Origin of the sequence: Nostoc sp. (assembly GCF_036919575.1) — a bacterium.
GTDB lineage: Bacteria > Cyanobacteriota > Cyanobacteriia > Cyanobacteriales > Nostocaceae > Nostoc.
On record NZ_JBALBY010000074.1, the window covers coordinates 61,586 to 75,274 of the forward strand.

The window sequence follows — 13,689 nt, forward strand, 5'->3', positions numbered from 1 at the left end:
ATCAATCTTGGCAATGAAATTAGTTTACAAAAGCAATAGATTGTGGTATTTGCCTTAAGAAATATAATGAGTATGAGTTATGGCACGAAGAAAGTAATTAATTGTTCTGGCTACGCCAAAAAACATTAATTACTACTTGTGTTGAGCGTTGTCGAAACATCTCTCTCCACTCCCGCGCATTCATGAGCCAGCGCTGTAGACGGGTTTCCCGTCGCTCTCGTCTGGCATCCCACACTCACTTTTAGGAGTGTGGGGCAACTGAAGTTTTAGCTAAAAACTAAGGGGAATGGGGAATAGTAAAAAATAACAGATAATCACCAATGCCCTATTTTACAGTATTAGGCTTGAGAGCTAACAACATTTCCAATTGACTGGTGGATTTATCGGGGCTAGTGGCGGTAACACCAAAACCACGAATTGAACCCAGGATAGTAATGGTATCGGCGTTAGACGATATCAAACTATTAATCAAGGGCATAGTTTTAGTTTTATCCATATCCAGGTAGAAATAACCGCCGTTGGGCTTTTGCAAAGAACCAGTAACGGCCTTGAAGGTGTCGCTATTGTCAAGGGATTGATTTTTACGATCGCTAACTGAATCTGCAATTGGGCCACCAAGAGCTACAAATACAGTATCTTGATCCAGCCAACCATGCGCCAATAAAGCTCCTTGTTGGGGGATTTGCCATTCAGTTACGTCTTTACCAGCGATATTTCTGTTGGCGATGTTAATTCGTTGGGTTTTGGCGAGGGTATCCAATTTCGTTAAGGTGGCTTCGGCAGTTTTGCGATCGCTAGTATCAAATACTAAAGCACCTCCAAAACCAACACTCGCTAACACTCCTTGATTTGATGGAATCGCACCAAAGGCAAATTCCCCATTCATCCAGGCAAAAATGTCCTTATCCAAGTCTATATTCACAAATTTCAGTTGCGATCGCGCTTGTTCTAGAACTTGCTTTATTTGTGGATAATCTTTGGACTGTTCTACTACCGTTTCCCAGCCACGGCTGATGCCACTTCCGCTAATCAGAGCAAAGGTATCAATCGGAAATTGCCCCACTATATTCCCAGGAGTTGATTGATACTGAAATTTATTTAGTTGTGGATCTAAATTAGCGATCGCTTTTACCCGCACTCCCGCATCATCAACACCAATACCCGCCACCACAGATTTTATCTGCTTGAGTTGCGTCAGGGTTTGTGCAGGTAACTGCTTTGCCTGCGGACTTGTGGCTGCTAATTGCTGTACCGTACCTGGATAATCTGGTACATAAATTTGGGCGAGGTTGTTTTTGACATCCACTCCTTTGCTGAGAATGCTACCGGCACCTTCTTTACTGGCAAAAGAAGACTGTCCCTTAAAGGTGTCAATTGCTTTTTCTACAGCTTGCTTTTCGGGGGCTAATATCAAGTGACTATTATTTAAAACTACGCTATATGTCGGCTTGCCATTTTGTGTAGTTTCGATAATTTTTTGACCTTGATAGTCAGATTCCTGGAATTTCACCCCTTTTTCTGACTTCAATTTATTAGCAAAATTCAAGGCGCTAAGTTTGTCCTTGATTCCCACTACGATCAGGATATTCGGTTTCTGTTGTAAATTTGCTGGTACATTCGGTGTCCCAGATGGCACGTTTAACTGTGCCGGTTTTACAGGATTTGGTGGCAGTACAGCAATCATCACACCACCAGCCCAAGGCTTTATATCTTTTTCATAAGAAACGTTACTGTCACTGAACATTTGCTTGTTAAAATCTTCCAGACCTTTTGCCACTAACTTTTGTGCTTCTGGAGTGCCAAACTGCTGTAACTTTGCCCAAGCTTCCGGGTCAGTAGTAATATAAGCTGCCATCAATGCTGTTGAAGGTACTAGTTTAGCACTGCCTAGAGCATCTGAACTACCTGCTGATGGGCTTTTAAAATACGTATAAGCCGCTAGGCTTCCGGCTACAACTACAACTACAGCAGCACCAACAGCAGGAATGAAAAACTTTGATTTACTTTCAGGCATTTTGTTATCAGAAAAATGGGTTTAAAACCCCGCCGTTCACGGTCAGTGCTTTAATTAATTATACTATTCTTACGGAATAAATACTATAATGTAAGGATGACACAACGTAGTTTTAAGTACCGATTCTATCCAACTTCTGAGCAAGAAAGATTACTGAGAATGACTATGGGTTGCGCTCGATTAGTTTACAACCGCGCTCTTGCTGCAAGGACAGAAGCATGGTATGAACGACAGGAGCGAGTCGGATACGAAAAAACATCAACAATGCTGACCAGTTGGAAAAAGGAAGAAGACTTGCAGTTTCTCAATGACGTTAGCAGTGTGCCATTGCAACAAGGCTTGCGACATCTCCAAACAGCATTCAGTAACTTTTTTGCAGGTCGGGCTAAATACCCAAACTTCAAAAAAAAGCATAACGGCGGCAATGCGGAATTTACCAAGGCAGCTTTTAAGTTTAGAGATGGGCAAGTATTTCTAGCGAAATGTCCTCAACCTTTGGATATCCGATGGAGTCGGCAACTCCCAAAAAGTGCAGAGCCATCAACAATTACGGTAAAACTGTCGCCCTCTGGACGGTGGACTATTTCAATATTAGTAGATGTCGAGATTGAAAGATTACCTGAATCTTCTAGCTCTATTGGCATTGACTTAGGTATCACTAGCTTAGTTACCTTGAGTACAGGTGAGAAGATTACTAATTCCAAAAGCTTTAAGGCAAAAAAAGCGAAATTGCGTAAGGCGCAAAAAGCGTTAAGTCGTAAGCAGAAAGGTTCTAATAATCGCCATAAATCCCGTCTAGTAGTGGCTAAAGTCCACGCCCAAATTAGCGATGCTCGTAATGATTTTCTTCACAAGTTGACAACTCGATTGGTTCAAGAAAACCAATTGATAGCAGTCGAGGATTTGTCTGTGAAGAATATGGTCAAAAATAGGAAACTCGCTCTCTCGATTAGTGATGCTAGTTGGGGGGAATTAGTTAGGCAGCTTGAATACAAGTGCGACGCTACAGGTCGTACCTTCGTCAAAATTGACCGATGCTTTCCTAGCTCTAAGCGATGTGGACATTGTGGACACATTGTAGATAAACTGCCTCTAAATATCAGAGAGTGGGATTGCCCAAAATGCGGTACACATCACGATCGGGATATTAACGCAAGTAAGAATATTTTGGCTGCGGGACTCGCAGTTTCAGTCTGTGGAGCGAACATAAGACCCGATAGGGAATCCCCTAAAAGGCAGTTGCGAAAAACCAGCAATGGTGAGTCCACTCGGCGGGAACGGTTTCCGTTCCGTCGAAGTGGCGAACCCGAAGGGTAAGAAACAGAAACCTAATTCGTGAGGCTTAGGAATCCCCGACCGTTGATGGCGGGGAGGATGTCAAAAGAATAATTAGGAGTATTTGTACTTAATGAGAATCTATCGAGGTGTAAGAGTACTCTTGACCCGGTGACAAAAAAGTGCAAAACATCAGGAAGAGTAAATGCGGGAGGGATATGGAAAGAAGTCCAAGGCTCGGTAGCCGACCTTCGGAGATTCGGGTGAGATTAATATCCCAAAAGGAAGTTCTCACCTCCGTAATACCCTGTTGATTAATTTGGGAAATAAATTTAGACACCGCTATTTTGCTTAACTACATCCAGCCAAGCCAGACTTTTCAGAATTACAAGGTCAGTAACGATCAATGTCGAAGTCTTATTTTGATACAGATAATAACGGACACAAGCCTTTTGAGTTACCGGGAGCAAGACCACACTACAACCCCGATCGCCCCGGACAGGTAGAGCATATTTTTCTCGATCTCAGCTTGGATATTCCCAAGCAAAGCTATCAGGGCAGTTGTAGCATTCGTCTGTTGCCAATCCGTAATGGTATTGACCGTTTAACTTTGGATGCTGTCAACCTGAATATCGAGTCTGTGCAGGTGGACGCGGTGCCAGAAAATTTTGACTACGACGGGGAACAGCTTTCTATCCAACTTTCTGAGGCGACTCAGATTGGTAAACGCTTGCTGATTGCGATCGCCTACTCGGTAGCAAAACCGCAACGCGGTATTTATTTTATTCAACCAGACAAGCACTACCCAAACAAGCCCACCCAAGTTTGGACTCAGGGCGAAGACGAAGACTCTCGCTTTTGGTTCCCCTGCTTTGACTATCCAGGACAACTGTCTACTTCGGAAATTCGCGTGCGTGTTCCCAACCCTTTGGTGGCGATTTCCAACGGCGAATTGATTGACACCATAGAAGATGGTGATTACAAAATCTACCATTGGTTACAGCGACAAGTTCATCCTACCTACTTGATGACTTTAGCAGTAGGTGATTTTGCTGAAATTCGGGACGAGTGGCAGGGGAAACCTGTTACCTATTACGTAGAAAAGGGACGCGAGGAAGATGCTAAACGCAGCATGGGCAAAACTCCTCGGATGGTCGAATTTTTGAGCCAAAAGTATGGCTATCCATACCCTTTCCCGAAATACGCCCAGGTTTGCGTCGATGACTTCATCTTCGGCGGCATGGAAAACACCTCCACAACTCTGTTAACTGATAGATGCTTGCTGGATGAACGCGCCGCTTTAGATAACCGCAATACTGAAAGTTTAGTTGTCCACGAACTCGCGCACCAGTGGTTTGGTGATTTGGTGGTGATTAAGCATTGGTCCCATGCTTGGATTAAGGAAGGGATGGCTTCTTATTCTGAGGTGATGTGGACAGAACAAGAATATAGTCCAGAAGAAGCAGCTTACTATCGTTTATTGCAAGCTGGTCGTTACATTAGTGAAGATAGCAGCCGCTACCGCCGCCCAATGGTAACACATGTTTACCGGGAAGCTATTGAACTTTACGATCGCCACATCTACGAAAAAGGATCTTGTGTTTATCACATGATTCGGGGTCAATTGGGAGATGAATTATTTTGGCAAGCAATTCAAACATTTATCCAAGATAATGCCCACAAAACCGTAGAAACAGTAGACTTACTCAGGGCGATTGAAAAGGCTACTGGACGTAATCTTTTATTCCTCTTTGACCAATACGTTTATCGTGGTGGTCATCCCGATTTTAAAGTGGCTTACTCTTGGGATGGAGATGCTAATTTAGCAAAAATTACGGTAACTCAAACCCAAGCTGCTGAAGATAAAAATGGCAGTAAGGATTTGTTTGATCTAAAAATACCTATTGGTTTTGGCTATACGCAACAGTCAGAAGTAGAGACGCGATTAATCGCGTCTGTACTGGAGTTAGGAGTTAAAAATAACTCACAACTCAAAACTTTTGTAGTGCGGGTGAATGAACGTGAACAAAGCTTCTACTTTCCCCTAGAAAATAAGCCCCAATTTATCAGTTTTGATGTGGGGAATAATTACCTGAAAACAGTAACTTTAGAGTATCCAATACTGGAGTTAAAAGCCCAGTTAGAATTTGATACCGACCCGATTTCGCGCATCTATGCAGCAGCAGCTTTGGCGAAAAAAGGCGGGTTAGAAGCGACTATTGCACTATCTGCGGCACTCAAAAATGACCCATTCTGGGGTGTGCGTGTGGAAGTGGTGAAACAACTAGCCCAAATTAATTTAGACCAAACCTTTGACGGCTTAGTTGTTGGGTTAAAAGATAAAGATGCTTACGTGCGACGATCTGTAGTGGAAGCACTTGGTCAAATCAAAACTGCTGAAAGCTATAAAGTTGTCAAAGGGCTGTTGCAAAAGGGCGATCCTAGCTACTATGTGGAAGCAACAGCCTCTCGGGCGATCGCGGCGATGTCTGCGACGGGGTTCGCCTACGCATCTACAAACTTGGAAGAAAAACCCAAGGAAGACAAGGTATTAAAGCTGCTAAAATCCGTTTTAGAGAAAAAGGCGGGTTGGAATGAAGTTGTGCGGAGTGGTGCGATCGCCGGTTTAGCTGAATTCAAAACCTCGGAAGCAGCTTTAAATCTGCTAATCGAATACACCAAACTTGGTGTACCACAACCTCTACGTTTAGCCACAATTCGCGCTTTAGGAAAGATTTCTGTAGGTCAAACTCCGGTTAATTTGGAACGGATTTTAGATAAATTAACAGAACTAGCCAAAGAAACCTTCTTTTTAACACAAGTGGCGGTAGCAGCAGCATTAGGACAAATGGAAATACCTAAAGCAGTGGGGGTTTTGCGATCGCTAGCTGAACAAACAGCCGATGGGCGTGTACGTCGCTATGCCGAAGAAGAAATTTCCAAGGTGCAAAAAAATATTGGTTCCGAAAAAAACCTGCGTCAATTGCGTGAAGATTTCGACCAACTCAAACAACAAAACCAGGAATTGAGAAGCCGTTTAGAAAATTTGGAGGCTAAATCTAAATAGTATTACATGAGCATGAAAAGTAGATAATTGGTAATTGGTAATTGTGGCAAAACCACTACCAATTACCAAATTTATAGCAGTCATAAATAATAATTCTGTTATGAGTCGCGGGTTGATTCTTCCACCTAACTATAGAATTCGTCCTGCAATCAACCGAATAGATAAATGGGCAGTTTATAGATTGCTGATTTTGGAGCGTGAGGAGGAACCTTCTCGCTCTAAATTAGTGACAGTAGTACTGAATCCCTTGAATCCCTATACCCTTAGTCTGCTTGCTTTACTAGTTCTTATTCTTTCATTGATAGGCTTTGTATTCCCATTACACGATTGGTTCTACATACTTATCAATTCGGTACTAATTGTTTTTGGATATTTTGGTTTCTTTCAGCTTGGTTTTCTATATAATCTGTTTCTAAAAAACGAAAGACGACTTGTTATCGCATTATATCGAGAAAAAATAATTGGTTCTGCACTGATAGCTTTTCGAGGAAATTATTCAGTTTTGCTGGGATTGTACGTTGCACCTAGCCATCGTCGTAGAGGAGTCGGTAATCATCTAGTCCAGTATATTTTGCAGAGAGATACACTTCCAATATACGTTAATGCACCACCTGACTTACGCTCGTTCTATGCCCGTTTTGGCTTCGTTGAAACTAATATGCAGAGAGGATATAACATGGTTATACGTGCATTGGACTTTAATAATGATTAAATCCAAGACAGTAATAGTACTACTGATATATGTAAATGTTAGTAAATAAAGTTACTTAACTATCGCATTTTATTCAAATTTGTATACATCAGACATAGATAAATATTTATATTTATTTAATTTATTTGTATAAAAGTTAAGAAAAGATAAAATCATCTGAAACTTGGAGAAGTAGTTGTAGTTTTATAAAGTATAATTAAGAATAAAGATAAATATATCTAGGCAGTAACATCGGCTAAAATCGCCTCGAACAATATCCCCAAAGGGTAAAGTTCTAGTTGTTTTAGATAAAAGACTACCGCTATTCTGAACTTGCAACTAACTTGTGGGTCAGGAAACAAAGAATCATTGTAAATTTTTCAGTTGAAGAGGCAAATAAAGGCGTGGGTCAGTTTCAACCTACTCAGCTACAACTCTATAATCCAGATGCGATCGCTCGCTACTATAGTTACCGTCCCTGGCTAGCCTGGGGGCGAGTGCTGAGAATTATCTGGTCTTTTGCAGGATTTATATTCAGGCTCAAGTGGGACGAATGGCAAGATCAAGTTGAGCAGAATAAGGGTAAACGAGCTATCCAATTGCGAGAACTGCTCACCGGTCTTGGCCCGACTTTTATTAAAGTTGGTCAAGCCCTCTCCACCAGACCTGACCTGATACGCAAAGATTTTTTAGAAGAACTGATCAAGTTACAAGACCAGTTACCACCTTTCGATAATGCGATCGCTTATCAAATTATCGAAACTGAACTAGACCGCCCAATTCATGAAAGTTTTAGCGAACTGTCACCTAACCCAGTAGCTGCTGCTAGCTTGGGTCAAGTATACCGTGGTCGTCTGGTCAGTGGCGAAGAAGTCGCAGTAAAAGTGCAACGCCCCAACTTACACCCGGTAATCACACGCGACCTATATCTAATGCGTTGGGCAGCAGGTTGGCTAGCTCCTTGGTTGCCTTTAAATCTCGGTAACAACCTAACTTTAATTGTGGACGAGTTTGGCACGAAGTTATTTGAGGAAATTGACTATATTAATGAAGGCCGCAACGCCGAAAAATTTGCTAGCAACTTTCGCAACGACCCGCAAGTAAAAGTTCCAGGTATTTACTGGCGTTATACCAATACCCACGTTTTAACCCTGGAATGGATTAATGGCTTCAAGCTGACAGATACTAAACGCATCCGCGAAGCAGGTTTAGACCCAGAGGCGATTATCGAAATTGGCGTTACTTCAGGATTGCAACAGCTTTTAGAACATGGCTTCTTCCATGCTGACCCGCATCCCGGCAATTTGTTTGCCATACCCGATGGACGTATGGCTTACATTGACTTCGGCATGATGGATCAGTTGGAGGAAACCACCAAAGAAACCTTGGTGGATGCCCTAGTGCATTTGGTGAATAAAGACTACACCGACTTAGCCGAAGATTTTGTAAAATTGGGATTTCTGACTCCAGACACGGATATTTGCCCGATTATACCAGCATTAGAAGCGGTGCTAGGAAACGCCATTGGTAAAAACGTCGGGGATTTTAACTTCAAAACTATTACCGATGAGTTCTCGGAACTGATGTACGAATATCCTTTCCGAGTCCCGGCGAAGTTTGCTTTGATTATTCGTTCCCTGGTGACTCAGGAAGGTATTGCCCTTAGCCTCAACCCGAATTTCAAAATTGTTGAAGTGGGTTATCCCTATATAGCACGGCGGTTGCTGACCGGGGAATCGCCAGAATTACGGCGGCGACTATTGAATGTGTTGTTCAAAAATGGTAAATTTCAGTGGCAACGGTTAGAGAATTTGATTGCGATCGCTCGTACCGATAACAACTTTGATGTATTGCCCACAGCCCAGATGGGGTTCCAATATTTAATGTCGGAAGAAGGGAAGTTTCTGCGGCGACAGATGGTGCTTGCTCTCACCGAAGATGACCGCCTCCACACCGAAGATGTCCAACGCCTGTGGAACCTGGTTAAAGATGACTTAAAATTGGATCGTTTATTCAATGTAGCGATCGGTATTTTAACAGATTTATCCAGAGAAGGGGCATCTGCTATCCTCCCAAAAGCTACATTCCTGGAGTCTTTTGCTGGGAACCAATCAACAAATAAAAAGTAAAAAATATTTAATATAAATCAGGAGTTTTCATGTACTATTTTCCTCAGCAACCGCCTTATTTTCTATTACTTGTTGGCTTTTTGGCAGCATTAACTTCTGGTTTGGCATTATCTGGTACTTTGAAAGTAATTGTGCAGAAATGGCCAAGCGAACGGACAGAAAATACTAAACCGCGTTCCTCACTCAAACAATTACTTGTGCCATTTATTGGCATAACTGGCGGTACTTGTCTATTTCTCTCTTCAGGTTTAGAAATATTTGGCTTTCCCTCCTCTTTAGCTTTAGGATTCGGTTTACCAATTAGTCTGCTGACTTGTTTGTTAGTGTGGTTGCAGCTGGGAAGTATGATGACATTTATAGAACGCGAAGGTATGCAATCTTTAGATTTAGATTCTTTTTCTTAGAATTGAGTAGGGAATTAAAGCAGAATTCAGAATTCAGAATTCAGGAGTCAGAAGTCAGAGGTAAAACAATCTTTATACCTGGGTTTGAGACTTAGCTTGTGTACAACACCCAACTTGAAATCTGCTGTAACAATTCAAAATTGTTCGCGCAGCGTCTCCAGAGAAGAGAGTTTCAGACTCTTCTTTAATGTCTATTTAGCAATTCTATGCTTGAAATTGCGGTACTTTAGCTTAATATTATCCACTCTTTGCTGAAGAAAACTGATAGTAGACTTTTGCATCAGCATTAGCTGGCTTGGGCGGGTAAAGCTTTGAGGACGTTTTTCAGGTGATTTTAAATAGCGATAATATAAGAAAACATCGCGGTAAGGAATATCAACATCTTCACCTCCACAAAGCCTTGTAAAAGCTGAAGAAGATATACTCATATAGTGTAAGTATGTCAACCTCCGCCCTTGGTCGTATAAAATATTATCTACCACATCAAATTGAGAAGCCCAATGGCAACCAGTCGCTGTATCATGATGAGCGTAATTGTAGTAAGAAATTCCACTACGTAAAACTAAATAGTTGAGAACTGTTTGATCGGAATCTGCCCATGCCAATGCATCAGCTTCACCTGCTTCTAAGTTTTCTAATAGATTGGCTAAATTAGCATCGTCAAAAACCCCCTTTTTAGAAGCAAACCAACCAGAACAAAAAACGTTAGTGCTGATATTTTCTATATGAAAAATCTCTTTTAGCTTATCTTCTGACCAGTTGAAAATATAATTCAAATCGGATTTATATTGAAAGTCATTCGTAATCCAATCATATTCATCCAACTTTTGATAAACATCATCGAGTGATTTCATCAACAGCGTATCTCCGTCAAAGAAGATAAACTTGTCAAATGGGCCATCTAGACAGCAAAGTTTTCGATGCCTTTCGATGCGATAATTATCAGGCAAACCATATTCTTGCCACAATTTTAACGCTCTTGGGTGAGCTTTCCAGATACGAGAGCCAAAGTTCTCCCAGTAGGCTATGGAATCAGAATTTTCAAATAAAGTAACATTATCTCTAGATGCAATCTCTGCCTTTACTTTGTCTAACTGATCGTTATATGGAATTACACAAACAGGAATTTCTCTACCAGCATTAGCTTCTATACTATTGAGTAACGCCACTAATTGGTCATACACAACATCATTCGCTAAGATGTAAATGCCATCGCTCATTGGGATACTCCTAATATTAAGTACGCGCAGCAACAAAGGGAAATAAACGGCGAGTTAGTTTGGAAATGAAAGCGAATTTACCCTCATGAAGATAGCGATAGTGTTCCCACAATTGCCAATAGGGACTACCAGTTTTCATCCGCGTACCAGCCCAGTGGAGATATTTTAGTCGTTGTCCTCGGTCATAGAGGGCGTAGTCTTGCTGTTGGAAATTTTGTGAACCCGCCCAACTACCAGGACCTCCCCCAGGAATTTTGACCAGATTTCCACGTTTAGAAATTAGTTTGAGAACAAGATAATTTAAAATTGGTTGGTCTGTAACTCCTTCAGAAAAATCAAAATATTCTCGATGCGCTGCACACTCGCGCAAAGCTTCATCCATCTGTTGTTCGGTAATAACTCCTTTTCTCGAAGCCCAAAAGCCACTATTGAAAACGTCTTGAAGTTGGGCATCAGAAAAAATTTGCTGCTCTTTCACAAATGGAGAAAAGATATTTCGCAGCTTGTCATTAGCATGATGGTAATCACAACAGAAGAAATCGACTTCTGAAAGTTTGTCTAAATTGTCGGCGATTTTTTCAAAAACGACAATATCCGTATCAATATAAATAAATTCATCTAAAGGGCCAAACCACGCCGCCAGTTTACGCATTTTGTTGGGTAAGGCGAGGAAATCTCGATCAAAAATTTCTCCGATGCGTTTGGTAAATGTATCAATAAGTTCTAAATCTGGGAAGATTTGGACGTTGTGTAACGTAGCAAGCTGTTCTGCTACTTTGTGATAATTTTCATTAAATGGTATGAGATAAACGGTCACTTCTGGGTCATAGTAACGAATGCTATTGAGTAAAGCGATCGCATTATCAATAACGTGGTCATTGGCAACTATATAAATGCCTCGACTCATAAATTATCCTTGGTTAATTAACTTAAGTTTTCGCAAAGCTCTTGTAAATAAATTTGGTGTCGCAACGTCATTATAATCCTTAGGAGGATTTTTAAAGACTGGATGCTTCTCTGGCTCGTGTAAATAACGATAATAGAGAAATAAATCTCGATAGGGAAACTCAAGATTTTCTCCTGCACAAACTGCTTGATTGATATTAGGAGGAACCCCAATGTAATGAAGGTAAGTTAGTCGATTACCTTTGTCATAAAGAAGATGTTCTCGTTCCTCGAAATGCCTAGATGTGGCAGAACATCCTGTTGTTTTATTATCTGGCAGTTGACGAGCAAAATTATAAATAGAAAGATTAGACCTCATTACCATATAGTTAATCAGTGGTTGTTCGCCAGCACCAGCATACAAAATTTCCGCCTCACCATTTTGTAAATGGGATATCAGCCGATCTCTTTGTTCTGAGTTGAATATTCCCCGTTTTGCGCCATAGAAGCCTGAGCAAAATATTTCGGAATCAATGCGTTTTTGCTCGAAAACTTCTAGTAATTTTGGAGAATTAACATTATATATTTTACTAACGTCTTTAAATTGGAAATCATAGACAACAAAATCATAACTATCTAGCTTTTCAAACACTGTCGCTAGTGAGTTCATCACCAAAGTGTCTGCATCTAAATAGATAAACTTATCGAATGGCCCATCAAAAGCGCAAAAACGACGGTGAGCGCCATACAAACGGGATTTACTGCGATTCAATCGTTCTGGCGCTGCTGTGAGCATAAATTGATCCCAGCGATTGATTGATTCTTGATTATCGTAAATAAATACATTAGGGCGTTTAGCTATTTCATCAGCAATTCGCTGTGTCTGATCATCGAAAGGATAGATACAAACAGGAGTTTCTGAACCCAAGATAACATCAATACTGTTGAGCAAAGCCACCAGTTGATCGAAAACATAATCATTGCCAAGGGTACAAATACCATTCATAATTTATGAGTGTTGAGCAACAAAGTTTGACAACCAGTTAAGTAAGTTTAATTTGCGTAAAATGATTTGACGTGCTTCTGCGATCGCATCTTTAGCAGCATACCAAGCATCAGGTGTAGCTGTCACTTCTTGGATGTAGGCAATGCCTTTTTCATCTAAACTGGGTAATCTTAAAAAACTACCCGGTGGCAATAATTTATCAGCAGCTGGCCCACCATAATAAATTGGCAGACACCAAGCCAGCAAAGAATCCCACAATTTTTCACTTACATACCAACTATTTTCTGCATAGTTTTCAATTGCCAGATTGTAGTAGTATGGTGCCATTCCATGCCATTTGTGACCAAGTTCACCTTTTGTTGGCGACCATGCAGGTAAGTCCCGCCCATACAAATCGAACTTAGTGCCGCTAGCTTGCAATGATTTCAAAAAGTCTAAGCGCTGGCGATGGTTAGCTGTCCGGTTAATTCCCGAAGTAATCCAACTGCATGGGGCAATTTTTTGCGGCGTTGGCATTTCATTTAAATCCTCAAATGATTTGGCATGATACCAAATAGCAGGCATATAATCGGGATTGGGCGCAAAGTCATCGGGCCCGGAAACATGACCACAATACTTTTGAGCTTCCTGATAATTCCGCTTACTTATTTCTACAATTTCATCTAAGGGCGGTTCGCGGAGAAAATAAATAATCCGCTCTTTCGGCACACCAGATAATAGAGATTCTATATTTATTTCTGGTTTTTGTTGTCGTTTACGAACAATATCTAACCAAGATGGTTGTGGGGATGGTTGGGGAAAATCAAACTGATATAGCAACAGAAAGTCTGGCTTTTGGGCTATATTCAACATTTGGATGTTGTCCCAAACACCAAAGGAGTGCGGGGTTTGTTGCCATAACCAATCTCTGGTTTTAGCAAGACCTGAATAGCTGCTAATCATCCCAACAGTTTTGATAGTCATAAATCGTATTTATTCGTAGTTAGTTTTCTGTTAAT

The 13,689-nt window shown here is 41.1% G+C and carries 10 protein-coding genes; 5 read left to right on the plus strand and 5 right to left on the minus strand.

Annotation, left to right across the window (positions count from 1 at the left end):
• Nucleotides 1-325: 325 nt before the first annotated feature.
• Entirely contained in the window at nucleotides 326-2,014 is a 1,689-nt protein-coding gene (locus tag V7K27_RS19560; RefSeq protein ID WP_334949746.1) for a DUF3352 domain-containing protein, read from the minus strand.
• Between the two features lie 96 nt (nucleotides 2,015-2,110).
• On the opposite strand from V7K27_RS19560, the gene V7K27_RS19565 reads away from it, so the two are divergent.
• The 5 genes from V7K27_RS19565 (at nucleotide 2,111) to V7K27_RS19585 (ending at nucleotide 9,580) form a co-directional block, all read left to right on the plus strand.
• The gene (locus V7K27_RS19565) at nucleotides 2,111-3,331 is read left to right on the plus strand and encodes an RNA-guided endonuclease InsQ/TnpB family protein (RefSeq protein ID WP_334949747.1); all 1,221 of its coding nucleotides are present in this window, start codon (nucleotides 2,111-2,113) and stop codon (nucleotides 3,329-3,331) included.
• 364 nt (nucleotides 3,332-3,695) lie between these two features.
• Nucleotides 3,696-6,356, plus strand: coding sequence for a M1 family metallopeptidase (locus V7K27_RS19570; protein ID WP_334949748.1), 2,661 nt, complete (start codon nucleotides 3,696-3,698; stop codon nucleotides 6,354-6,356).
• A 43-nt stretch (nucleotides 6,357-6,399) separates the two neighbouring features.
• Complete coding sequence (locus V7K27_RS19575; RefSeq protein WP_334949749.1) at nucleotides 6,400-7,068, plus strand: GNAT family N-acetyltransferase; 669 nt, start codon at nucleotides 6,400-6,402, stop codon at nucleotides 7,066-7,068.
• Between the two features lie 383 nt (nucleotides 7,069-7,451).
• Nucleotides 7,452-9,176 carry an ABC1 kinase family protein gene (locus V7K27_RS19580; RefSeq protein ID WP_334949750.1) on the plus strand — a complete coding sequence of 575 codons (1,725 nt, stop codon included), beginning with the start codon at nucleotides 7,452-7,454 and terminating at the stop codon, nucleotides 9,174-9,176.
• A gap of 29 nt (nucleotides 9,177-9,205) precedes the next feature.
• Complete coding sequence (locus tag V7K27_RS19585) at nucleotides 9,206-9,580, plus strand: hypothetical protein (RefSeq protein WP_334949751.1); 375 nt, start codon at nucleotides 9,206-9,208, stop codon at nucleotides 9,578-9,580.
• A gap of 191 nt (nucleotides 9,581-9,771) precedes the next feature.
• Here V7K27_RS19585 and V7K27_RS19590 read toward each other — a convergent pair whose 3' ends face one another.
• Genes V7K27_RS19590 through V7K27_RS19605 form a run of 4 tightly spaced genes read right to left on the minus strand, consistent with a single transcriptional unit; the run spans nucleotide 9,772 to nucleotide 13,654 of the window.
• On the minus strand, nucleotides 9,772-10,800 hold the full coding sequence (locus V7K27_RS19590) for an Npun_R2821/Npun_R2822 family protein (protein ID WP_334949752.1): 1,029 nt from the start codon (nucleotides 10,798-10,800) through the stop codon (nucleotides 9,772-9,774).
• Between the two features lie 16 nt (nucleotides 10,801-10,816).
• A complete protein-coding gene (locus tag V7K27_RS19595; RefSeq protein WP_334949753.1) occupies nucleotides 10,817-11,707 on the minus strand; it encodes an Npun_R2821/Npun_R2822 family protein in 891 nt (296 codons plus the stop codon).
• A gap of 3 nt (nucleotides 11,708-11,710) precedes the next feature.
• The gene (locus V7K27_RS19600) at nucleotides 11,711-12,691 is read right to left on the minus strand and encodes an Npun_R2821/Npun_R2822 family protein (protein ID WP_334949754.1); all 981 of its coding nucleotides are present in this window, start codon (nucleotides 12,689-12,691) and stop codon (nucleotides 11,711-11,713) included.
• A 3-nt stretch (nucleotides 12,692-12,694) separates the two neighbouring features.
• Nucleotides 12,695-13,654, minus strand: coding sequence for a glycosyltransferase family 10 domain-containing protein (locus tag V7K27_RS19605; protein ID WP_334949755.1), 960 nt, complete (start codon nucleotides 13,652-13,654; stop codon nucleotides 12,695-12,697).
• Nucleotides 13,655-13,689 lie beyond the last annotated feature (35 nt).